Raw genomic sequence first — 23160 nt, 5'->3', positions numbered from 1 at the left:
AACGAAAGTACGAAGGCTCAGTTCAACGCGGTCGCGGGCGAGCGGCGGCGGTCGAGCCGCGCCGAGAGCCGTGCCACGTTGTTCAGCGAATTCAGGTGCGCATGGATGGCGGCGAGGTCGCCGCTGGTGTGCAGGGCGGCCAGCGCCTCGCCCTCGATCGCCGCGAGGCGCTCGAGGGATACCACCTGGAAACCGTCCAGCGTGGTGGCGTTGCCCTGCGCCGGCTGCACGTGCAGCGTGCGCGGCTCGAGCAGGTCCAGCTCACGCAACCGGGCGGTGAACGCCTGGGTGGCACGCAGGCCCGCCTGGAAATCGGACAGGAACTTCACGGCATGACCGAGCAAGGCGGTATCGCTGCCGTCCTCGTTGAACAGGGGCTCACCCAGGGTGGTGTCGAAGCCGGCATAGGCCTCGTCCACGCAGACGGTGAAATCCTCCCCGCCATCGACCTCGGCCAGCACGAACGGGTAGCGCCGCAGGAATGCCGGGACGTAGGCCTCCAGGGCCCAGTGGCCGGCCTCGTCGACGAACAGGTTATCGCCGCTGTGCAGCCCGAGCAGCACCGCCGGCTGCTCCTGGCCCGGGGCGCCCGCGAAGACGAGGGGATAATCCAGCCCGGCGTTGGCGAATTCCGCCAGCACCATGGGCACGGAATTCACCCCACGCGCGAACGTCCAGTCCGGCATGCCGGGAACGAGGCGCAGCGAGCGGTGCGCCTCCCGGTTCAATGGCCGGGGGCGGTCGTAGATGAGCAACTGCTTCACGGTGTCCCCTCAGCCAAAGTGTGAGCTGTGTCACATTATGGTGAAGATTCCGTTGTGCTTCGTCAATCGGTCGTTGGGGGTACTTGACGATTTGGGAGTGGCGAATTAGCAGCAACCCTAAATCGCAAGAACTTGCCGGATCGCTTATCCATGGTCAGCGGTGATCGACCATGCCTGATTCGCGATTTTCACGGGTGCCACGCCCGCCATCAGGGGACCTTTGCCTTCTGCACGAGATCCCTTGTGTTGACTACCCGAATAACGCCTATTATCACGCCATGAATACATCTTCCGCGGCTTCCGAGACAAAACGCCCAGGCAGCATTGCCTGCGTAGGCATGGGTATTACGCTTGGCTCGCACCTGACGCCCATATCCCGAAACCATATCGAAACCGCCGACGTGGTGTTCGCCGCGCTGGCGGACAAGGTGACTGAATTGTGGCTCGGGCGGATGAACGCCAATATTCGTAGCCTCCAGCCCTATTACAAACCGGGCAAGTCGCGGATGAAGACCTACCGCGAGTGGGTCGAGGTGATGATCGCAGAGGTTCGCGAGGGCAAGCGGGTGTGTGCCGTCTTCTATGGCCATCCGGGCATTTTCGCCTGGTCGCCGCACAAGGTGGTGGCCCTCGCCAGGGCTGAAGGGTACCAGGCAGTAATGGAGCCGGGCGTTTCGGCCGAAGACTGCCTCTATGCCGATCTGGGTATCGATCCTGGCAGCCTGGGGTGTCAGCATGTCGAGGCCAGCCAGATGCTCTTCTACGAGCGGGTGCTGGATACCACGGGACATGTCGTCCTCTGGCAATTGGGCGTGCTCGGTGACAGGTCGCTGGGGCGATTCACGACACCGCGGCCCTATCGCGAACTGCTGGTGGAACGCCTTTGCAAGGATTACTCGCCCGATCACGAAGTGATTCTCTACAGGGCAGCCACGCTGGCGCTCGAGAAGACCTTCATACAGCGTATGCCACTACGCGACTTTCCGGATGCCACGCTCACCGGCCAGGAAACCCTGGTACTTCCACCCGCTGGCCCATTGAAGCGAAACGGCGTCATGCGTGCGCGCCTCGACGAACTCGACGCGATCCACGGCACCGGCGCCGAACTTCCAGCAACAACTTGACCGACCCGATGTACCCCCTCAGCCCCAAGGAGAGATGCATGCGTGACACGATCGAACTACTCGAAACATTTGGCCGCGATGCCACCCTACGCTATGCAACCGCCGATGAAATGGCGCGCACCTTGACGGCAACCGGCGCATCCGCCGGCTTGCACGAGTTGCTCGCTAAAGGTGATGGCGGTGCGATGAAACGCGAACTCGGATTGGGAGGCGACGGCTGGGGATGGCAGGTCGAACACCAAAGCCAGACGGGCGCGCACGAGGACGAAGACGATCTTCTGATGCATTGACATGGCGAGGCCGGGCAGGTCTTGCAATGAGATCTGCCCGATTGCAGACATGTAAAAAAGCACGCTGGAAAATCGGTTTCACATATCGCCATGAGTGCTTCCACACCGATAGCCCTACAACCGACTCGTGGCCGTATTGCCTGCGTCGGCACGGGCATAACCCTCGGGTCTCATCTGACCCCGCTTGCGCGTACCCACATCAAGCAGGCAGACATCGTTTTCGCGGCGCTCTCCCACCGGCTCATGGAGCTCTGGCTGGAGAGAATCAATCCCGCATTCCGGAGTCTCCAGCCCTATTACGCTGAAGGAAAGTCCAGGGCTACGACCTATCGCGAATGGGTTGAGCTCATGATGAGCGAAGTACGGCTAGGCAAACGCGTCTGTGGCGTTTTCTATGGCCATCCGGGCGTCTTTGCCTGGTCGCCGCATCGGGTGATCCAGGTGGCTCGTGCTGAGGGTTACGACGCCCATATGGAACCGGGCATTTCCGCGGAAGACTGCCTGTATGCCGACCTGGGGATCGATCCGGGCGATCGGGGTTGCCAGCATCTGGAAGCAAGCCAGATGCTGTTCTACGAACGAAAGCTGGATACCACCGGCTACGTCGTGATCTGGCAAGTCAGCGCCATAGGGGATCGGTCGCTTACGCGTTTCAGCACATCGAGCCCCTATCGAAGCCTGCTGATCGAGCTGCTGCTCAACGACTACGCACCCGAGCATGAGGTAATCCTGTACAGCGCGGCGACGTTGCCGATCCAGGGGCCGGGCATACGACGGCTGGCGCTGCGCGATCTGGCTGACGAGAAGGTAACCGGGCAGGAAACCCTGGTCATTCCTCCGGGGAAGCGACTCAAGCCGGACAAAGCCATGCGCGCCCGACTGGACCGGCTCGACGCCATCCAGGAAGACACGAGGCCGGGCGCCCGTAGCATTCCCGGCTAAAGAAGGTGCATCATCGGCCGACAAACAGTCGGTTAAACAGCTTTCGTCAACGGGTAGGGGACAACATGAGCGATACGATTGAACTACTCGAAGCCATTGGCAGCGACGCGTCCTTACGGCATGCGTCCAGCGACGAGCTTGCGCGCGTGCTGGAAGAAGCCAGTGCGTCCGAGGGCCTGCGTCAGATGGTCGAAAACGGCTCCTGTGATCTCCTTACACAAGAGTTGGGCCTCATCCAGATGCATACCGAGCACGCTACCCAAACCGGTGCGCACGAGGGCGACGACGACGATTGCCAGCCGGACGACGGGGACGACGGGGACGACGAAGAGTCGGATAAGGAGTCGGACCGCCAGCGTGCCGACACCGAAGACGCACCCGGGAACTGAGGCCGTGATATGGCTCGGTTGAGCCGACGCTTCCTCGCTTCACGGTCTGCCCTCACGGGCCTTGTATTGTGCGCGGCCATGGCCTCGGGCCGCGCAGCGACCGCCCCTACTGCCGACGTGGATGCACGCCTCAGCCGCGTCGAAGCGCTGAGGACGAAGGATCATGCGCGCTTTGTCGAGGGCCTGGACCAGTTCCACCGTGACGCCGTGACGTTGAGCCCACGTCAGACATGGCGACTGCGTTACCTCGACGGATGGGAATTGAATTTCGAAGGGCGGTATCCCGAAGCCGAGGCGATCCTGCGCGATGTCGTCGACCATGCGAATGACGATTCGATCGCCACGCGTGCGACAGGTCTTCTCATGAACAACCTGAGCCTCCAGGGTAAGTATGCGGAGGCTTACGCGATAGCGACACGCGCTGCGGAAACGCTTCCTGCCGTGACCGACCCGGTCGCGCGTTTCGTGCTGCTGGCCAATCTTTCGGAAATGCTCACCTTCGCCGGGCAGACCAGCCTTGCGCTCAACTACGCGAAAATGATGGAGGCTTCGACTCCCGCGGGCGAGCCACCTTGCCAGGCCTACGCGCAGAAGGTGGTGGCTATGGAGGGTGGGCGCGAACTGAGTTCGACCAGCGCAGAGCTACTCAACGCCATCACTATCTGTACGGCGGCAGGGCAGCCCGTTTACGCCAATGCGATGTCGTTGATTCTTGTCGACCGATTGCTTGCCGAACATCATCCTGACCAAGCCATGGCCATGCTCGACAAGGTCGCGCCGTCCATCGAGGCGAGCAGATACTTTCCTCATCTGGTGGGTCTTGAAAACCAACGCGCGCAGACGTATGCCCAGCTTGGCAACGAGTCGCAGGCACGTGCGGCTGCGCTTCGGGCCGTCGCACTGAGCCACCCCGGTGATGTCAACGAATGGCTGCGCGGGGCATACCGCATCCTGTACAAGCTCGAAAAAGCGGGCGGCCATTACGCGAGCGCCCTCAGCTATTACGAGCAATATGTAACCCAGGACCAGGGATACCTGCAGGATGCAAGCGCACGCAACGTCGCTTACGAAGCAGCTCGCCAGCACTTTCTGACGGAAAAACTGGAAACGGACGGGTTAAGCAAGGAAAACAGCATCCTGCGCCTGCAACAGGCTCTCGATAGCAAGGCCGTCGAAACCAGTCGCCTTTACATAGTGGTGCTGGGCCTGGCATTGGCGTCTATCGTGCTCTGGATGGTACGCATCAAACGGTCGCAGCTCCGCTTCAAGCGGCTTTCCGCTTGCGATGGCTTGACGGGCATCTTCAACCATCAACATTTCATGACCGAGTCCGGGCGCGCTCTGCATGTTCTCGAGAAGCGCCAAGGGCAAGGCTGCCTCGTGTCGTTCGACCTAGACCACTTCAAGCAGGTCAACGACACGTTTGGACACGCGGTGGGTGATGCCGTGCTGAAGCATGTGGTGGAAATATGCAAATCCCACCTTCGTCGAACAGATATTTTCGGCCGCCTCGGCGGAGAGGAATTCGGCATCCTCCTACTGGATGCACCCTGCCTTCAAGGGTCGGTCATAGCGGAGCAGCTTCGACTTGCCTTTGAAAAGACGCCTCTCGTCGTCGACCAACTGACCGTGCCGTTCTCGGCAAGCCTTGGACTGGCATGCACCGAAGCCGTCGGCTATGACCTCGCCCAGCTTTGTCGCGCGTCGGACGCCGCGCTTTATGAGGCGAAGCGTACGGGCCGCAATAGACTGGTGACGGGTGACACCGTGAATGCCGACGTTACTGGGCCGTTCTCTTCAAATCCCGCGATTCGGTGGGAATCGGTGTGACCGCACTCAAGCCACCTCCCCCTCGAAATACCCCAGATACCTGAGCCCCGCGGCGCCCATCGTGGCCGGCGAGGCGAACGACGAGCCCGATTCCTGCAATGCGCCCAGGGTCTGCGACCGGTTGCTCACCAGCTGCCAGGACATGTCGGTGGCCAGGCGCTCGTCGCCATCGCTGCCGAGGGTGTCGCTCAAGGCCGCCAGGACCGCTTCACGCGATGGCGAGAAGATCACCATGCCTTCGTTGGACAACGCCGCCGTGGCGCAACCGAGCGCGGCACACAGCTGACGCTTGAGCACCGCGTCGTAGGCATCGGCGTCGCGCGCGCAGACGATGGTGGCAGCCAGGTCCGCATTCGCCCAGCGGCCGTCGTCCGCAAGGATGGTGGTCTCGCCCTGCCACGCCTCGGGCGGACAGAGCTTCACCGCCGGGTCCAAGCGAATGAACGGATTCACCTCGGCCGGATAGATCCGGCAGGTGGCGGGGCGCCGGTCGTAGATGCCGCAGCGCATGTCCGGTTGCAGGTTGGGGCACGGGCCGTCGAAGGAGGCCATCAGCGTGGCGATCACGCGCACCGGCAGGGTGCCGCTCACGGCCTCGAACGAGCGGCGCCGCTTGTGCATCGCCGGCAGGTTGTCCTCGGGGGGCTCGGACGGCCAGGGAATCGCCTCGCAGAACAACTGCACGTCGTGGCCGTCGCGCAGCCAGCCCATGGCTTCCGCAAGGCTGAGCGGCAGGCGCAGGCCGTGGCAGCAGCGGCCGCACATCGTGCAATCGAACTGGACCATGCCGGCTCAGCCAACCGCCGGCAAGCGATCGAGCAGCTTGTCCAGCGTGACGGGGTAGTCGCGTACACGCACACCGGTGGCGTTGTGCACGGCATTGGCGATGGCCGCCGCCACGCCACACAGGCCCAGTTCGCCGACGCCCTTGGCTTTCATCGGCGAGGAGATGGGATCGGCTTCGTCGAGGAACACCACCTCCTGGTGCGGGATGTCGGCATGCACCGGTACCTCGTAGCCGGCCAGGTCGTGATTGACGAAGAAGCCCAGGCGCTTGTCGACCACCAGTTCCTCCATCAAGGCCGCACCGACACCCATCGTCATGGCGCCGATGACCTGGCTGCGCGCGGACTTGGGGTTGAGGATGCGGCCGGCGGCACACACCGCCAGCATGCGCCGGACGCGGATCTCGCCGGTGGCGGCGTCCACGCCCACCTCGACGAAGTGCGCGCCGAAGGTGGATTGCTGGTACTTCTTGGCCAGGTTGCCGTATTCCATCGTGTCTTCGGCCACCAGTTCGCCGTCGCGTGCAGCCTGCGCCAGCGGCAGGCTGCGGCCACCGGCGGTGACCTTGCCGTCCTCGAACACGGCCGTGCCTGCATCCATGCCCAGCTTGCCCGCGATGGCATCGCGCAGTTTTACGCAGGCAGCGTAGACACCGGCGGTCGAGCTGTTGGCGCCCCATTGCCCACCGGAGCCGGCGGAGACCGGTAGCGAAGAATCGCCGAGCACCACCTTCACTGCCTCCAGCGGCAGCCCGAGCATCTCGGCCGCCGTGGCGGCGATGATCGTGTAGGTGCCGGTGCCGATGTCCGTCATGTCGGTTTCGACGGTGGCGTGGCCATCCGTACCCAGGCGCACCCGCGCGGCGGAGGTCATCACCAGGTTGTTGCGGATGGCGGCGGCCACGCCCATGCCCACCATCCAGCGGCCGTCGCGCAGGCTGCCCGGCGCCGTGCCACGCTTGCTCCAGCCGAACCTGTCGGCGCCGTCGCGCAGGCACTTCACCAGCTGGCGCTGGGAGAACGGGCGCTCGGGATGTTCCGGGTCCACCTGGGTGTCGTTGAGTATGCGGAACTGCACCGGGTCCATGCGCAGCTTCTCGGCCATCTCGTCGATGGCGATCTCCAGCGCCATCAGGCCGGACGCTTCGCCCGGCGCGCGCATGGCGTTGCCCTCGGGCAGGTCGAGCACGGCCAGCCGCGTGGCGGTCATGCGGTTGGCCCCGGCATAGAGCAGGCGGGTCTGCTGCACCGCCGTTTCCGGCCCGCCGCCGGGCAGGTCACCGGACCAGCTTTCGTGGGCGATCGCCTGGATTTTCCCGGCGGTGTCGGTGCCGATACGGATACGCTGGATGGTGGCCGGGCGATGCGTGGTGTTGTTGAACATCACCGGGCGAGGCAACGTGACGGCCACGGCGCGCTTCGCCGCACGCGCGCCGAGCGCGGCCAGCAAGGCGTCGGCGCGCACGAACAGCTTGCCGCCGAAACCGCCACCGATGTAGGGCGAGATCAGCCGCACGTTTTCCTTCGGCATGCCCAGCGTGGTGGCCACGTCGCCCTTGCCCCAGGCGATCATCTGGTTGGATGTCCACAGGGTGAGCTTGTCGCCGTCCCACTTCGCGATGGACGCGTGCGGCTCCATCATGGCGTGCGCGTGGTCCGGCGTCGTGTAGGTGGCATCCAGCGTCACTGGCGCCGCGGCAAACCCCGCCGCGAAGTCGCCGTGCGCGCTGTCCGCATCGGCATCGTCGGGCTTCACCGCGCCGGCCTTGACGGCGACCAGGTCGAACTGCCCCGGCGTACGCACGTAATCCACATGCACCAGCGACGCGGCCGCACGTGCCTGTTCGAAGGTCTCCGCCACCACCACGGCCACCGCCTGGTGGTAGTGCTGGATCTCCGGGCCGCCGAGCAGCCGGGCGGTGTTGTACTTGCCCTTGCCCAGCTTGCCGGCATCCGCGGCGGTCACCACGGCCAGCACACCGGGCGCACGGCGCGCGGCCTGGGTATCGATACCGGCGATGCGGCCACGCGCGATGGACGACGCCACGATGTAACCGTAGGCATGGTCGGGCGTGGCAGCGTGCTGCTCGTACGCGTACGGTGCGGTGCCGGTGGTTTTCAGCGGGCCGTCGATGCGATCGTGCGGCTGGCCAACGACCCTCATGCGGTCGATGGGATTGGTGGTGGCGGGCGTGTCGAATTTCATGGCTCAGCCCTTTGCCTCGGCCAGTACCGCGCCGAGCGTGCGCTCGACCAGGGGAATCTTGAAGGCGTTCTGCTCAGTCGGCATGGCGCCGGCCAGCAGCTGCGCCGTAAACGCCTTGGCGCCCTGCGGCAGCGCCGCCTCGGCCGCTTCCACCCGCCATGGCTTGTGCGCCACGCCACCCACGGCGACCCGCCCCGTACCGTCCTTCTGTATCACCGCGGCGACGGAGACCAAGGCAAACGCGTAAGACGCGCGGTCGCGTACCTTCTGGTAGATGTGCGTGCCGCCGGGCGGCCGGGGCAGGGTCACGGCGGTGATCAACTCGCCGGGCACCAGCGTGGTCTCGACCTGCGGCGTGCTGCCGGGCAGCGTGTGGAAATCCGCGATGGGAATCTGCCGGGTGGTACCGTTGGGCTGCACGGTCTCGACCCGTGCATCCAGTGCACGCATGGCCACGGCCATGTCGCTCGGGTGCGTGGCGATGCACGAGGCGCTGGTGCCTATCACCGCATGCGAACGGCTGAAGCCGCCGATGGCCGCGCAACCGCTGCCCGGCAGACGCTTGTTACAGGCCTGGTTGGTGTCATAGAAATAGGGACAGCGCGTGCGCTGCAGCAGGTTGCCCGCCGTGGTGGCCTTGTTGCGCAGTTGGCCCGAGGCACCGGCCACCAGCGCGCGGGTGAGCAAGGCATAGTCGCGACGAACGCGGGCATCCGCGGCCAGGTCGGTGTTGCGTACCAACGCACCGATGCGCAGGCCGCCCTCGGGCGTGGCCGCGATGGCGGCCAGGTCCAGCCCATTGACGTCGATGAGGTGCTCGGGCTGCTCGACCTCGATCTTCATCAGGTCCAGCAGGTTGGTGCCCCCGGCGATGAAGCGGCTGTTGCGCTGGCGCACCGCGGCGGCCGCAGCGGCGGCCGGGCTGGTGGCGCGCTCGTAGGTAAAGGGTTTCATGCCTTGCTCCCGGCTACCTCGGCGATCGCCTCGACGATGTTCGAATAGGCGCCACAGCGACAGATGTTGCCGCTCATGCGTTCGCGAATTTCCAGCGGGCTGGGCGTGGCGTGTACGCCCAGGTCGCCGCTGACATGGCTGGGGATGTCGTCGCGGATCTCGTCCAGCACCGCCACGGCGCTGCAGATCTGGCCCGGCGTGCAATAGCCGCACTGGTAACCGTCGTGCCTGACGAAGGCCGCCTGCATCGGATGCAGGGCCCGCGGCGTGCCCAGGCCCTCGATCGTGGTGACCCGGGCGCCTTCGTGCATCACCGCCAGGCTGAGGCAGCTGTTGATCCGGCGGCCGTCGACGATCACGGTGCAGGCACCGCACTGCCCGTGGTCACAGCCCTTCTTCGTGCCGGTGAGGTGCATGTGCTCGCGCAAGGCATCCAGCAGCGTGGTGCGCGTGTCCAGGGTAAGCGTCTGCGGCTTGCCGTTGACGTGCAGGGTAACCGTGGCGGTCACCGGGGGACGCGGCGCGGCAGGAGCCGCGGCCTTGGCGACCAGCGGCGGCACGGCGCCGGCGGAGGCCGTCGCGGCACTCAGCTTGAGGAAGCCGCGGCGGGAAATCTTCAGTGTGTCTATCGTGTCCACTTGGGTGGGCCTGTAGTCTGTGTCGATGTGATCGACCGGGATGGCCTGCCTTGCCCGCCGAAGGTCCGGCGGAAGGTAACGCGGGATTCATAGCAAGAATCGAACGACGCGATGTGTGGATTTCATGAATACGAAGTGCGACCCAGGTCTCACTTCACGCCCGCGGGTGTCCCACTCCTGTCATGGATCGTGGCAACAATACCCGGGCTCGCGAGCAGGGGAACTGCCATTCGCTTGGGGAACATCATGCAAAACCGCTTTTTGAGTGCCGTTGCCGTCGTCATCTTCGCCGTCGCCGGCACGGTGCATGCGTCCGATACCGCCTGCCCGCAGTTCTTCCAGGGCCAGCAGGCCCCGGACCTGATCGACACGTCGCTGGCCGAGCGCACCACCGTGGTGTGCAACGACGCCTATGCGCTGATCGCCTCCGGCGTGACCAAGGGTCCGCTGTGGTCCGCGGAGCACCTGACCGCCACGCAGATCGCCAATGCCAAGAACACCCCGCGTACCGACGCTTTCCATCCGGAAACGGCCATTCCCGCGGAAGACCGCTCGCAGCTGGCCGACTACAAGGGCAGCGGCTACGACCGCGGCCACATGACCCCGTCGGGTGACGAGCCCAACGCCACCGCGCAGCGCCAGAGTTTCTCGCTGGCCAACATGGTGCCGCAGGACCACCTGCTGAACACGGGCAAGTGGGAGCGCATCGAAACCAGCCTGCGCACCATGGTGACCAACGACGGCGAAGCCTGGGTCGTGACCGGCCCGGCCTTCGACGGCCCGACGCCCAGCACCATCGGCGCCGACGCGGTCATCGTGCCCAACTACACCTGGAAGGCGGTCTATATTCCGGCGGAAGGCGGAGCGGCCGTGTGGCGCTGCAGCAACGTCGATGCGACGGTGTGCACGGTGATGTCGGTCAAGGCGATCACGGACGAGACCGGTATCGACCCGTTCCCGGCCCTGAGCGCCGCGGTCAAGCAGAAGGCCATCTCGCTGCCGCTGCCGAACTGACGTCAGCCGGAAGCCTGGCGATACCGACCTACCCGGGCGATCCACCGATCCGCCCGGGCAGGTCGACACCAAGCCGCTAGCGCAACTGGCTGTCCTTGCTGCCGCGCCGGTTATAGCCGGTGGCCACTGCCTCGCCGAGATCGGCCTTCTCCTGACAGGCCACGCACAGGCGAACCCCGGGTATGGCCTTGCGCCGACCCTCGGGGATCGGCGCATCGCATTCCTCGCAGTGCGTCAGGCTGGGCCCTTTCGGCAGATGGCTGCGCGCCCGCTTGACCGCATCCTCCACGGTGGCGTCGATCTGGTCCTGAACGGCGGTATCACCCGCCCAGCCGGTCGCCATGGCGATTCTCCGGTTCGGGGCGGTGTTGTGGATCACCGGAGCCGGTGGTGACCGGTTCCTCCGGTGCGCCGCCGGGCGTGCGGTGCTGGGGGTCGCCCGAGCCGGTGGTGGGCTCGTCGTCGGGATCGCGCTGGTGCATGGCGGTGCTCCACGAGGCAGGACGCCCAGCAGACCACCTACCCCGTCAACAGCGCGTCCAGCCCGTCAGAAGCCCTTCTGCACCTGCACCCAGGCGCGCACATCGTGCGTCTGCCCGAGGATGGCCGGCCGCGCCCCGATCGGATGCGCCACATCGGCGCTGACCGACCACTGGTCGTCGCCCAGCCAGCGCAGGCCGAGGCCGGCATCCTGCATGTGCACGCTGTTGGTACCCGGCGCGAACGTATCCTTGTAAATCGACACACGGCCGCCGTCGACGAAGGCCAGGGCCACCCAGTTGCCCGGCGCGCCAATGTTCAGCGTACGACGATACTCAAGGTTGACCATCTGTCCCTGAGTACCGGCGAGCGCACCGGTATCGTAGCCGCGCACGTTGTTCGCGCCGCCGAGATAGAACTGCTCGGCCGTGTCGACATTCCGGTTGGCCCACTGGCCCTGGAAGCCGACGTACAGCGCGTTGTTCTCGGACAGCTGCTGCAACCGCGCGATGGAGAACGAATACTTAAGGTAATGACCCTTGGTCCGCGCACTCACCGCATCGACGAATTCGGCGAACGCGTCGTCGAAGCCGAGCATGCCGTACGTGGCGGCCAGGTTGAAGTTGGTCACGCCGTGGGCGTCGCGCTGGTCGCCGGCAAGCGTCGCCGTCCAGCCCTGTGTGTGCCGCCGGGTCCGCACCGCGACCACGTCCACCATGTCGTTGAGACGGCGACGGTCGTAACCCAGCTGGCCGTACAGATTGCCCTGGGCGCTGCGGATGAAGGGGTGGCTGACGAACACGCTGGCCACCTGGGCCGTGCCATGCGCGTCGAGCACACGCAGGTCGCCCTTGAGCTTGTAATCGAGCGTGGACACGGCGGCACCGACCACGGTGCCCTGGCCGTTGAGCAGGTAGCGATACCCCACGCGCCCGTAATTCATGTTGGCGCCGGCGCTCAGCGCAGTCAGGTCCAGCACGTCGCCCTGGTGGAGCAGGCTGTTGACGCTGAACGTACCGGTGGCACGCACGCGGCCCGTGTACCGGTTGCCGTAGTCGTCCAGGGCCACCAGGCCGGTGTAGCGCGGCCGGTCGTCGGTACGCACCGCCAGGTCGGACGTACCAGGCTGATCGCCGGGCCGCAGCACCGAGGTTTCCGTCACGCCGGGCACGTCGCCGAGCAGGAGCAGGCTGCGATCGAAACCGTGCGTGGAGATCGGCATGCCCGAGGTGAGCGGGTCGAGCGTGGCCTGCAACGGTGCGTCGTGCGTGCGACTGTGGTTTTCCAGCGTGACCTTGCCCAGCCGCGCTTCCTGCACCGCGATGCGCACGGTGCCGCCGGACAGCGTTTGCGCCGGCACATAGGCCACGCTCAGCGGGTAGCCTTTTTCGCGATAGGCGGCGGTGATCTTCGCCGCCAGCGCCTGCAGCTGGGACAGCGTGAGATCGCTGCCCTCACCGGTCGCTACCAGGGCATGCAGTTCGGCAGCGGGCAGCAGCGTGGCCCCGGTGACTTCGATGGTGGTGACGTGAAACGGGGCGCTGTCCGCGGTCGCCACGGCGGGGGCAGGCGCCACCTCGAGGCCGGTGTCGTTACCCCGGGCGGGCTGCGGCGCCGTGGGCACCTGCCGCAGCAGGTCGCCAGCCTGCGGTGCGCGGGAAGACTGCGCATGAACGCCGCCGGCAAGGGCGAAGAGGATGCACGCGCCCAGGAGGTTCACGGTGCGCGAGGGAAGCAAAGCAGTGTTCATCGATTGACCGGTACGAAGGGGTTGAATGGGGTCGGCGGTGGCGATGCGATGCATCAGTGCATCGCATCCGCCGGCAGGCGCACGCCGCCTTCCACCACCTGGAGGGAAAGACCGGGCGTGAAATCCGCACGCTGCACGTTCTTCTCCACGGGCTGGCGCGTCTTCTTGTGGTTGCCCGAGTACTGGCCGACGGTGACATTGGAGGCCACGCCATACGGGGTGGCGATGGACTCCGGGTTCAGCACCGCATCGATCTGGGTCAGCGCAGTGGCGGACGCACCCTGCGACGCGTTCTGGTGGACGCTCGCCTGGGTCTGGGTGGTGGTGTTGAACGCGTAGTTGCCACCATCCGCGCCGCTTGCGGCGATATCGCTCACCTGCACCGACTTGCCAAGGCCGACTGTCGGATCGGCGAACGTCGCGCTGCCCGCCGCGAAGCCCACCTGGTCGCCCGGCAGGATGCCGTCGGCACTCAGGCGCACCGTGTCGTTGCGGCTGCCGTCGAAGAACTTGTCAGTCCCCTGCGCGGCCACCGTCACCGACCGCTTCACGATGCTGGCAGTGGTGAGCGGATTGAAGGACAGCACGTAGTTACCGGCGTCGCCACCGTCGATGCGCCCCGCCACGGTCACCGACTTGCCGTTAGCGGCGTTCTTGTCGACGAACTGGCCCAGCGTGGACAGGCGCACATCGTCACCCGCCACCACGCCACCCAGCGAACCGCGGGTGAGGGCTGAGGCGTTGCCGTCGTACACCTTGTCGTCGGCCGTGACCGCCGCCGTGATGCCCAGCGGCGTCACCGTGGCGACGTCGCGGCCACCGGCCAGCGTGTAGTTGCCGGCAAGCGTGGCGCCGTTGCCGGTCAGGGCCAGCGTGCCCAGCGACGCGAGCGGACGATCCGTGGCCACGTTGCGGGTGGCCAGTCCACCGCTACCGGACAGGGTGAGCGATTCGCCGGCAATGCCGCCGAGCACGCCGTGGTCGCCGAACATACCGGCCCCAGCGAGCGTCGTCCCGTCGTACACCCGCGTGCCGGCCAGGTCGAGGACGACCTGGCGAATGTCGGCCGTGGTGGCGGCGTTGGTGGTCAGGGCGTAGTTGCCGGCATCGACCCCGGTCAGCTGTGCACCGACATCCACCCGCTTGGCTGTGCCGGCGTTCTTGTCGGTGAACGCACCCTGCGTGGTCAGGCCCAGGTCGTCGCCGGCCAGCGTGCCGACAAAGCTGCCATGCGTCTGCGCCGCGGCGGTGCCATCGTAGGTCTTGCCATCCGCGGCGATCGTGCCCGTGATGGCCAACGGCGTGATGTCGCCGGTCGTCACCGCCGCGGTGTTGATCGCGTAGTTACCCGCGTCGGCACCCGAAGCGGCGATACCGCCTACCGTCACCGCCTTGCCGTTGCCGACGTTCTTCGTGTCGTAACGCGTGCTGGCGGCCGTGAAGGCGACCTGGTCGCCCGACACGATACCCGTGGACGACAACGCGGCCGTCGCCAGCGTGTTGGCGTCGTAGACCTTGCTGGTACCCGTGGCGTCGACGACGATCTGCTTCGGCGTGATCGTGGCCGTGTGCGTGCCACCCAGCAGCGTGTAGTTGCCGGCGAGCGCGCTGCCGTTGCCCTGCAGGCCCAGCGTGCCCAGCGACGTCACCGCCTTCTGCGTGCCGACGTTCTTGTCGCCGACGGCACCGATGCCCGACAGGGTCAGCGTGTCGCCGTTGATCCCGGCCACCTGCGCGCCGGGCCCGAAGCTATCCGCCGCCACGGTAGTGGAGCCGTCGTAGATGCGCGTGCCCTGCAGGCTGATCACGTAGGGCGTGATGGACGCCGTGGTGGTGGAGGCCGCGTTCCAGAGGTAGTTGGCCGCATCGGCTCCGGACGCCGCGATGCCCGACGTGGTCACCGTCTTGCCCGTGGCCGCATTCGCGTCGCTGAAGTGGGCACCCGTGCTGCTGAAGGTCACCACATCGCCACCGAGCATGCCGGTCGGAGCCAGCACCGTGGTCGCGGTATCGGTGCCGTCGTAGACCTTGTCGGCGGCCGTCGTGTCCACCTGGATCGCCGCACGGGCGATCAATGCCGTCGTGGCGTTGTTGGCGGCTACCGTGTAGTTGCCCAGGTCAGCGCCGCCGAGCACGCCGGACACCGTGACCGTCTTGCCCGCACCCGCGTTCTTGTCGGCGAAGCTGCCGCTCGTGCCGGTGTAGCGCAGATCGTCGCCGGCGACCACACCCGAGAGGGTGCCGTGCGTCGTGGCGTGGGTGGTGCCGTCGTAGGTGCGGTCGTCTGCCAGGATGCTGCCGGTGATCGCCTTGGGCGTAATGCTGGCCGTATGCGTACCGCCGATCAGTGTGTAGTTGGTCGCAATCGAGCCGCCGGTGCCCACCAGGGCCAGTGTCCCCAGCGATGTCAGCAACTTGGCATTACCCACGTTCTTGTCGGCCACCGCGCCGGCACCCGAGAGCGCCAGTGCATCGCCGTTGATGCCGGCAACGCGGCCATTGGTGGACAGCACGCCCGCGGCGATCGCGTCCGACCCGTCATACACACGACTGCCGGTGAGGCTGATGACATAGGGCGTGATGTTCGCCGTGGTCGTCGAGACGGTGTTCCACGTGTAGTTGCCGGCGTCGGCGCCGCTGCCGGCGATGCCGGTGGTGGTGACCGTCTTGCCATTGGCTGCGTTGGCATCGCTGAAGCTGGCGCCCGCGCTGGTGAAGTCCACGACATCGCTGCCGAGCACGCCACTCTTGACCAGCGAGGTCACGGCGCCGGACGTGCCGTCGTATACCTCGTTGCTGGCCGTGGTGCCGACGACAATCGCCGCCTTGGCGATCGACGCGGTCGTCGTCGCGTTGGTCGTCACCACGTAGTTGTTGCGGTCGGCACCGGTCAGCACGCCGGAAACGTTCACCGTCTTGCCCGTGCCGGCCGTCTTGTCGAGGAAGCTGCCGGTCGTGGAGGCGTACGACAGGCTGTCGCCGACGATCACACCGGACAGGCTGCCGTGGGTGGTCGCGTTCGTGGTGGTGTCGTAGGCGCGGCCGTCCGCCACGATGCTGCCGGCGATGGCCTTCGGCGTGATGGTGGCCGTGGTGCTGGCGGTGGTGTTGACCGTGTAGTTGGCGGCGTCCGCACCCGAGGCGGCGATGCCACCGACGGACACGGTCTTGCCGGTGCCGGCATTCTTGTCGCCGAACAGCGCCGTGCCGTACGCCAGGTTCACCGTGTCGCCCGTGAACACCCCACCGGAAGCCAGGGTGACGGTCGCATTGCGGTTGGCGTCGTAGACCTTGTCCACGCCCGTGGCAGCCACGGTGAGCGCGTACGGCGTGATGGTGAGGCGATCCACACCGCCGGTCAGGGTGTAATTGCCCGCGCTGGCGCCGCCGTTGCCGGTCAACGCCAGGGTGCCCAGCGACAACGTGCCCGTGCCGTTGGCGGCCCGGTTGTAGGTGCCCACGTTCTTCGCGTTGGTGACACCGCTGCCACCCAACGTCAGCGTCTCGCCGTTGGCGCCATTCAGCACGCCGTTGCTGCCGAACAACGTCGCCGCCACGGCGGTGGTACGGTCGTACACGCGCGTGCCGGTCAGGTTGATGACGAAGGGCGTGACCGCAGCCGAGGTGGTGGTCGTGGTATTGGCCAGGGTGTAATTGGCCGCATCGGTGCCACTGGCAACGATGCCCGTCAGCGACACCGTCTTGCCGGTACCGACATCCTTGGTATCGAACGTATTGGTGCCGGCGCTGAAGCTCACGCTGTCGCCGGTGGCGACGTCGCTGCTGCCCAATGTGGCGGCGGACGCCGTGGTGCCGTCGTAGACCTTGTCGACGCCCGTCGCGGTCACGGCGATCGACTTCGCCGTGATGTCCGCGCGCACGTTGGTCGGCTGCGACAGGCTGTAGTTGCCCATGTCGCCGCCAGCAAGGCCGATGGCGATGGTGACCACCTTGTTGGTGCCGACGTTCTTGGTGTCGAACGTGCCCAGCGCCGCGTTGGTCATGCTGACGTCGTCGCTGCCCAGCACGCCGTTGAGCTGCGAGCCCGTCAGGGCCGCGTCGCGGTTGCCGTTGTAGATCTTGCTCGCCGCCGTCGTGCCGCTCACGGTCAGCGCCGCCTTGGTCACCGTGTAGCGATCGGCGCCGCCGGCCAGCGTGTAGTTGGAAGCAAGACCGGCGTTGTCGGCAAGGGTCAGTCCGGTGTTATCGAAACCGGAGCCATTGCGGTACACGCCGACGTTCTTGCTGCCCAGCGTGCCGGCACCGCCCAGTACGAGCGACTCGCCGGATACCAGGTTGCCCAGCACCAGGGTGCTCGCCGCCGCAGACGTGCCGGCGTCGTAGACGCGGCTGCCAGTCAGCGTGAGCACGCGCGGCGTGATGTTGGCCGTGGTAGTGGCGCTGGTATTGCCCAGCGAGTAGTTGCCGGCGTCACCGCCGCCGGCCGTGATGCCGGACACGGTGACGGTGCGGCCATTGGCCACGTCCTTGCCGTCGAACGTGCTGGACGTATCGGCGAACGTCACGTTGTCGCCGGTCACCACGCCCGACGAGGCCAGCGCCGTGGTCGCGGCGGTGGTGCCGTCGTACTGCTTGTTTTGCGCGGTGGCCGTGGCCGTGATGGCCTTGGGCGTGATCGCCGCCGAGATTCCGGTGGGCTGCACCACGACGTAGTTGGCGGCGTCGCTGCCGGTGACCTGCATGGCGGTGGTGACGTTGCGCGTGCCGACGTTCTTGCTGGCGAACGTGCCTGTCGTCGTGGTCGCGCCATCAAGGCTCACGGTGTCACTGCCGAGCACACCGGCCAGCTGTGCACCGCTGAGCTGCGCCACGGTGTTGCCGTCGTACACCTTGTCCGCCGCGGTGGTATTGATGACGGTGAGCGCGGCCGGGGTGATCGTCACCCAATCGATGCCGCCGGCCAGCGTGTAGTTGCTGGCGGTACTGCCACCGTTACCGCCCAGTGCCAGCGTGCCGAAGTCGGCGAACGCGCGCTGCGCGCCCACGTTCTTCGTCACCAGGTTGCCGGAGCCGGTCAGCGTCAGTGTCTCGCCGTTGACGCCGGCCACGGTGCCGCCGCTGGTGAACAGCGACGCATCGGCATGCACGGTGGCGTCGTAGACGCGCGTACCCATGAGGTTGACGATGAACGGCGTGATCGTGCCCCGCGTGCCGCTGGCGGCGGTGGGCAGGCTGTAGTTGGCCAGGTTGGTGTTGCTGCCGGCGACGAAGTCCGAGACCGAGAGCGTGGAGCTCAGGCCGACGTTGCTGCCTGCGTTCACGTCGAGGTAGTTCGCCGTCGACGACTGCGGAATGGTCGCGCTCTGCATGCCGACGAAACCATTAAGCGTGTAGTCGGAAGCAAGCAGCGTGACGGAATTCGAACCGTCGTACGGCTTGGTCGGGTTACCAGTGATCGACGCGGTCACCGTGCGCTTGGCGATATCGGCAGTCAGACCACTGACCTGGTCCACGCGGTAATTGGCGGAACGGCTACCGCTCAGCCCCAGCCCGGAGACGGTGACCGCCTGGCCCGAGATGGCGTTCGCCGAGCGCACGCTGCCGCCGGCGCTGGAGGTATCCAGCGCCACGTTGCCCGCGTCGCTGGCGAACACACCGTGCAGGGCCCCGTTGCTCGTATCCAGGCCGATCGCGGTCGTGGCGTCGTAGACCTTGTTGACGGCCGAGACACCGCTGATCGACAGCGTATACGGACTGATGGTGGCGGTAAGGCCGGTCAACGGCTGCAACGCATAGTTGCCCGCTTCGCTGCCGGAGATCGAGAAGCCGCTCGGCGTTACGGCGATGCCGGTACCGGCATCGCCGGTGGCGAAGGTGCCGGTGGTGCCCTTGGCCAGCGTGACCTTGCCGGTATCGGTGTCGGTGGAGACCAGACCCAGCAGCGATGCCCCGGCACTATTGAGCGTGGCCGCGGCGGTCGTGTCGTAGGTCTTGTTCTGCGCCGATACACCCAGGATGTACAGCGGCGCAGCCGTGATCGATCCCGGGCCTTCGGCGGTGAAGTCCAGCGTGTAGTTGGACAGGTCCGTACCCGCGTTGGCCAGATAGGACGTGGTCGCCATCTGCGCCGTGATGGTTTTTCCGGTGCCTACGTTCTTCGTATCGAACGCGACCAGCTTGGACGGCACGATCTGTGCGCCTTCGTTGTTGGCGAAACCGGAGATGGCGTAATCCGTGGCCGCCAGCGACATGTACGTGGTGCCGTTGTAGACCTTGGTCGGCGTGTTGATGATCGCCGCGGTCAGCTGCGCCGGGGTGATCTCGCCCGTGCCGTACGCCGAGGTCGGCAGCGGCGTGTAGTTGGACAAGCTGGTGCCGCCGTACGGGGTGTAGTCGCTGTCGGCCAGCGACACCGACACCGGCTGCTTGCCGACGTTCTTGCTGGCGTAGGTACCCGTGGTCTTGGTGATGTAGACGCCTTCGCCGGGCGCGAACGCTTTGGAGGAATCGTTCACCGTGAGGGTGTAATCGCCACTGCTGTTGGCGCTGCCGGCGATCAGGGTGGCAACGGTGGTGCCGTCGTAGGCCCGGGTCGGGTGCCCGCTGATCACCACCGACAGCGCACCCAGGTCGCGCGGGGTGATCGTGCCGTAGCCGCTGATGCTGGTCGGCAGCACATAGTTGGAGAGCAGCGTGCCGCCCGTGGCGGCGAAGTCGCCGCTACCCACGGTGGCCGTGACGCCGCGCGTGCCTACGTCCTTGTCGCTGTAGGTGCCGGCGGTCTGCGTCACCGTGGCGCCTTCGCCGGCGATGAACCCGTAGACCCGGTAGTTGTTCGTGTCGAGCGTCGCCGCCGTGGTGCCGTCGTACTGCTTCGCGGGGTTGCCGACGATGGTCCAGGTCAGCGGTGCCTGCGCGATGCTGCCGGCACCGACGACGGTGCTGTCGAAGGTGTAGTTGGACAGCGACGCGCCGTTGCCCAGCGTGAAGTCGGACCCTTCGAGCCATGCGGTGACCGTGCGCGCACCGGCGTTGGCGCTATCGTAGGACGCCGACGATGCCTGCTTCACGCTGGCGGTCTCGCCCCCCTGAAGCCCGGCCACCTGCACATTGCTCTCGGCGAGGTTGGCGGTGGTGGTGCCGTTGTAGGTACGCGTGGGGTTGTTGACGATGGACAGGTCGAGGCGGCGCGGCGTGATGTCCGCCGTCAGGCCGGCGGGCTGGGTGAGGGTGTAGTTGCCCAGGCTGTTGCCGGCCAGCGAGAAACCGCTCGCGGCCACGGCGATGCCGGTGCCGACGTTCTTCGTGGCAAAGTTGCCGGTGGCACCGGTGGTCACCAGCGAGATGGCGCCCTGGTCGGCGGCCACCAGGTTCATCAGCTGCGGGTTGGCGAGCGCAAGCGCCGCCGAGGTCGTCGCGTCGTACGCCTTGCCCGTGGCCGACACGCCCTGGATTGTCAGGGTGCGCGGCGTGATCGCCGCAGTGATGTCCGTCGGCAGCACAAGGTCGTAGTTGGAGGCCTTGTTGCCGGCCAGCCGGAAGCCGATGGCTCCCACCGCCTTGCCGTTGCCGACGTTGGCATCGGCAAACGCGCCGCTGCCGGCGGCGGTATCGAGCGTGGCATCCGCCGTGTCACCCGAGATCACACCGAAAATGGTGGCGTGCGAGATGTCGAGCGTGTCGGCCGTGCTGCCGTCGTAGGTCTTGTCGGTGCCGATCAGGCCGGACAGCTGGACCTTGGCCTTGTTGATCGTACCCATGCCCGTGGCGACGCTGGGCAGCACGTAGTTGGACAGCTTCGTGCCGTTGGCGGCCACGAAATTGGAGGCCACGAAGTTGGCGGTGACGTTGGTGGCGCCGGCGCTGGCCGCGTCGTAGGCCACGCTGTTGGGCTGGCTGAAGCTGATGCCCTCGCCCGACACCAGTCCGCTGGTCTGGTAGTTGCCGGCCACCAGCGTCGCGGTGCGCGTGCCGTTGTACGTCTTGGTCGGGTTGTTGACGATGGCGATGCCGAGCTGTCGCGGATCGATGACGCCGATGGCGGCGGTCCGTCCGGTGCCGGTCACGGTGTACCCATAGACGGGCACCGCACCCGTGGCGTCGGTGAACGTGTAGGCCGAGGTGGCCGAGGGTGCAGTCACCTGGATGCCGCTGGCCGCATCCTTGCCGGCGTAGGTGCCGCTCACGACAGCCATCGTGTTGCCGTCGACGAGGCCGGTCTTGCTGAAGTTGGCATCGGCCAGCGACGCGGACGTCGTGCCGTTGTAGGTTTTCTCCACCGTACCGGTCAGGCCGGTGATCGCCACGGTGGGCGCCAGCGCGTAGAGGAAACCGTTGCCCGCGCCCTGCACCGTGGTGCCGGGTGTCGCGTTGTACTGGATGAACTGCGGCGTGAGGCCGCCGCGGGTGTCCGTCGACGGGCTGGCGGAGTAGACGCGCCACGTGCCGGAGGCCGAGGAGAGCGCGGCGGAGCCCGCGTTGTTGACGAAGTTGTTCGCGGCCGTGAGCGTGACGCCCGCGCCACCGGCGATCGTGCCCGAGCTGCCCAGCGTGATGTTGCCGTTGCCGCCGTTGCCGTTGGCCTTGATGACCACGGTGCCCGCGCCGGTGATCGCGCTGTTGACGTTCACCGCGCGGTACGCGTCCAGCGTGAGCGTGGCCGAGGCGTTATTCCAGCTGATCGGGGCGTTGACGGTGATGTCACCGGCACCGGAGGCGTTCTGCACGCCGGCGCCGCTGGCACCCGTGGCGGTGGTCTGCTCGGTGACGCTGGTGCCGCCGTTGAGGGTGCTGGCTATCGTGCCGGCTGCCGTGCTGTCGATGGTCAGGTCGTACGGATCGACCAGCCACGCGCCCGCGGTGCCCTTGGGCGCGGCGGCGGTGATGGTGGCCGCGCCGATGTGGGCGAAGGCGCCGGACGTCTCGATGCTGCCGCCGTCGCCGCCGTGCGGGGCGCTGGCGTCCAACGTGCCGGCCACCTCGACATGGCCGGCGGCCATACCGCCCAGCAGGACGATCTGGCCGTGGCGGTTCTCGACCGTCTGCGCGCGTACCACGCCGGTGTTGTTCACCGTGCTGGCCAGCAGCGAATCCGCCGCGCCGGCGGTCATGAACACCCGGCCGCCATCGGCCTGCACCAGCTGGCGGTTTTCCACCAGGTTATCCAGCGTGCTGCGGTCCACCTGCAGGTGCATCAGGCGGCTGCCGTCGAAGGTCAGGGTCACGGCGCTGCCACCACCCATGGCCACCGTACCCAGCTGCGCCGACACCGTCCCCTGGTTGGAGACGGTATTGCCCAGCAGGGCGATGTAACCACCGCTGGCAGCACGCAGGCTGCCCTTGTTGACGATGCTGCCCTTGCCGTCGCCGCTGAAACGGCGCAACGAGGTTCCGGGAGCGTCGTCGGAGGTGTCGAGCGTGGAGGCCACCAGGCCGCCCACGTTCACCTGCGCGCCTTCCCCGAACAGCACGCCGTTGGGATTGATCAGCCACACCTGCCCGTTGGCGTTGAGGTGGCCGTAGATGTCGGATGCCTTGTTGCCGAGGATCCGATTCACCGCGATGGCATCACGGCCCGGCTGCACGAAGTTGACCGTCTCGTTCGCACCGATGTCGAAGCTCTGCCAGTTCAGCGACAGACGCTGGCTGGTCTGGTTGACCGTGGTGACAGAGCCGTCCTGGTGGATCGTGCCCACGCCCGCGGCCACCTGGCCGCCGGTCTGGCCGGCATGCACCACGCCGGCGCCCAGCGCCAGGGCAATGGCCAGTGCGATCGACGATGTCCGAGGGCTGCCTGTCCGGGTTGTCGTACCCGTTACGGCGGGGCGGCTGCCACGGGCGAGTTCACTGGCGGCCACCCACTGTGAGGTGGCGACGTTCCAGCACAGGCGATAAATGCGATTCATTCTTACAACCTTGGTTTCGGGGCGCATGCACACGCAGGGGCGCACCCGGCAAGGAAGCCGAGCGGAACGACGGATGTCGGGAGCCCCCTGGACTCGGCGCGGCTCGTTCGAAGGAGTCAGCGCATTTT

The 23160-nt window shown here is 66.6% G+C and carries 15 protein-coding genes; 6 read left to right on the top strand and 9 right to left on the bottom strand.

Annotated features, from left to right (window positions below; genetic code table 11):
* Positions 1–17: 17 nt before the first annotated feature.
* The gene (locus tag FA89_RS05420) at positions 18–764 is read right to left on the bottom strand and encodes a SapC family protein (protein WP_036138966.1); all 747 of its coding nucleotides are present in this window, start codon (positions 762–764) and stop codon (positions 18–20) included.
* Positions 765–1042: 278 nt separating this feature from the next.
* On the opposite strand from FA89_RS05420, the gene FA89_RS05415 reads away from it, so the two are divergent.
* From FA89_RS05415 to FA89_RS05395, 5 genes are all read left to right on the top strand, one after another.
* Complete coding sequence (locus FA89_RS05415; RefSeq protein WP_051938558.1) at positions 1043–1888, top strand: SAM-dependent methyltransferase; 846 nt, start codon at positions 1043–1045, stop codon at positions 1886–1888.
* A gap of 38 nt (positions 1889–1926) precedes the next feature.
* Positions 1927–2178 carry a hypothetical protein gene (locus tag FA89_RS05410; protein ID WP_036138964.1) on the top strand — a complete coding sequence of 84 codons (252 nt, stop codon included), beginning with the start codon at positions 1927–1929 and terminating at the stop codon, positions 2176–2178.
* Positions 2179–2268: 90 nt separating this feature from the next.
* Entirely contained in the window at positions 2269–3120 is an 852-nt protein-coding gene (locus FA89_RS05405) for an SAM-dependent methyltransferase (protein ID WP_051938557.1), read from the top strand.
* A 65-nt stretch (positions 3121–3185) separates the two neighbouring features.
* On the top strand, positions 3186–3509 hold the full coding sequence (locus FA89_RS05400) for a hypothetical protein (RefSeq protein WP_036138962.1): 324 nt from the start codon (positions 3186–3188) through the stop codon (positions 3507–3509).
* A gap of 78 nt (positions 3510–3587) precedes the next feature.
* Positions 3588–5339: a GGDEF domain-containing protein gene (locus tag FA89_RS05395; RefSeq protein ID WP_240003853.1), complete on the top strand. Its 1752-nt coding sequence runs from the start codon at positions 3588–3590 to the stop codon at positions 5337–5339.
* Positions 5340–5345: 6 nt separating this feature from the next.
* Here FA89_RS05395 and FA89_RS05390 read toward each other — a convergent pair whose 3' ends face one another.
* From FA89_RS05390 to paoA, 4 genes are read right to left on the bottom strand one after another with little or no spacing between them, the layout of a single operon-like run.
* Positions 5346–6125, bottom strand: a complete 780-nt coding sequence (locus tag FA89_RS05390; RefSeq protein WP_036138959.1) for a YkgJ family cysteine cluster protein — start codon at positions 6123–6125, stop codon at positions 5346–5348.
* Positions 6126–6131: 6 nt separating this feature from the next.
* Positions 6132–8330, bottom strand: a complete 2199-nt coding sequence (gene paoC / locus FA89_RS05385) for an aldehyde oxidoreductase molybdenum-binding subunit PaoC (protein ID WP_036138956.1) — start codon at positions 8328–8330, stop codon at positions 6132–6134.
* 3 nt (positions 8331–8333) lie between these two features.
* A complete protein-coding gene (locus tag FA89_RS05380; protein WP_036138953.1) occupies positions 8334–9284 on the bottom strand; it encodes an FAD binding domain-containing protein in 951 nt (316 codons plus the stop codon).
* A complete protein-coding gene (gene paoA, locus FA89_RS05375) occupies positions 9281–9913 on the bottom strand; it encodes an aldehyde dehydrogenase iron-sulfur subunit PaoA (RefSeq protein ID WP_221174357.1) in 633 nt (210 codons plus the stop codon). The genes FA89_RS05380 and paoA overlap by 4 nt, the downstream gene beginning before the upstream one ends.
* A gap of 255 nt (positions 9914–10168) precedes the next feature.
* Between paoA and FA89_RS05370 the strand changes: the two genes are divergently transcribed.
* Positions 10169–10936 carry a DNA/RNA non-specific endonuclease gene (locus tag FA89_RS05370; protein WP_036138948.1) on the top strand — a complete coding sequence of 256 codons (768 nt, stop codon included), beginning with the start codon at positions 10169–10171 and terminating at the stop codon, positions 10934–10936.
* 76 nt (positions 10937–11012) lie between these two features.
* Here FA89_RS05370 and FA89_RS05365 read toward each other — a convergent pair whose 3' ends face one another.
* The 4 genes from FA89_RS05365 to FA89_RS05355 form a co-directional block, all read right to left on the bottom strand.
* On the bottom strand, positions 11013–11279 hold the full coding sequence (locus FA89_RS05365) for a DksA/TraR family C4-type zinc finger protein (protein ID WP_036138944.1): 267 nt from the start codon (positions 11277–11279) through the stop codon (positions 11013–11015).
* Positions 11257–11418 (bottom strand): hypothetical protein, encoded by a 162-nt coding sequence (locus FA89_RS20080; protein WP_185754242.1) that lies wholly within the window; start codon positions 11416–11418, stop codon positions 11257–11259. Before FA89_RS20080 ends, FA89_RS05365 begins: the two co-directional genes overlap by 23 nt.
* A 65-nt stretch (positions 11419–11483) precedes the next feature.
* Positions 11484–13166 (bottom strand): ShlB/FhaC/HecB family hemolysin secretion/activation protein, encoded by a 1683-nt coding sequence (locus tag FA89_RS05360; RefSeq protein WP_036143729.1) that lies wholly within the window; start codon positions 13164–13166, stop codon positions 11484–11486.
* A 53-nt stretch (positions 13167–13219) separates the two neighbouring features.
* The gene (locus tag FA89_RS05355; RefSeq protein WP_036138942.1) at positions 13220–23032 is read right to left on the bottom strand and encodes a YDG domain-containing protein; all 9813 of its coding nucleotides are present in this window, start codon (positions 23030–23032) and stop codon (positions 13220–13222) included.
* Positions 23033–23160: the final 128 nt, after the last annotated feature.

The sequence above is a fragment of the Luteibacter sp. 9135 genome, from assembly GCF_000745005.1.
Taxonomy (GTDB): Bacteria; Pseudomonadota; Gammaproteobacteria; order Xanthomonadales; family Rhodanobacteraceae; genus Luteibacter.
This window is presented reverse-complemented; position numbering and strand designations above follow the sequence as displayed.

Bases quoted from the DNA above. Each gene is read 5' to 3' on its own strand.
- FA89_RS05360 (WP_036143729.1), bottom strand. From the start codon at position 13,166: ATGAACACTGCTTTGCTTCCCTCGCGCACCGTGAACCTCCTGGGCGCG.
- paoC (WP_036138956.1), bottom strand. From the start codon at position 8,330: ATGAAATTCGACACGCCCGCCACCACCAATCCCATCGACCGCATGAGG.
- FA89_RS05390 (WP_036138959.1), bottom strand. From the start codon at position 6,125: ATGGTCCAGTTCGATTGCACGATGTGCGGCCGCTGCTGCCACGGCCTG.
- FA89_RS05355 (WP_036138942.1), bottom strand. From the start codon at position 23,032: ATGAATCGCATTTATCGCCTGTGCTGGAACGTCGCCACCTCACAGTGG.
- FA89_RS05405 (WP_051938557.1), top strand. From the start codon at position 2,269: ATGAGTGCTTCCACACCGATAGCCCTACAACCGACTCGTGGCCGTATT.
- FA89_RS05395 (WP_240003853.1), top strand. From the start codon at position 3,588: ATGGCCTCGGGCCGCGCAGCGACCGCCCCTACTGCCGACGTGGATGCA.
- FA89_RS05415 (WP_051938558.1), top strand. From the start codon at position 1,043: ATGAATACATCTTCCGCGGCTTCCGAGACAAAACGCCCAGGCAGCATT.
- FA89_RS05380 (WP_036138953.1), bottom strand. From the start codon at position 9,284: ATGAAACCCTTTACCTACGAGCGCGCCACCAGCCCGGCCGCCGCTGCG.
- FA89_RS05400 (WP_036138962.1), top strand. From the start codon at position 3,186: ATGAGCGATACGATTGAACTACTCGAAGCCATTGGCAGCGACGCGTCC.
- FA89_RS05410 (WP_036138964.1), top strand. From the start codon at position 1,927: ATGCGTGACACGATCGAACTACTCGAAACATTTGGCCGCGATGCCACC.
- FA89_RS20080 (WP_185754242.1), bottom strand. From the start codon at position 11,418: ATGCACCAGCGCGATCCCGACGACGAGCCCACCACCGGCTCGGGCGAC.
- FA89_RS05365 (WP_036138944.1), bottom strand. From the start codon at position 11,279: ATGGCGACCGGCTGGGCGGGTGATACCGCCGTTCAGGACCAGATCGAC.
- FA89_RS05370 (WP_036138948.1), top strand. From the start codon at position 10,169: ATGCAAAACCGCTTTTTGAGTGCCGTTGCCGTCGTCATCTTCGCCGTC.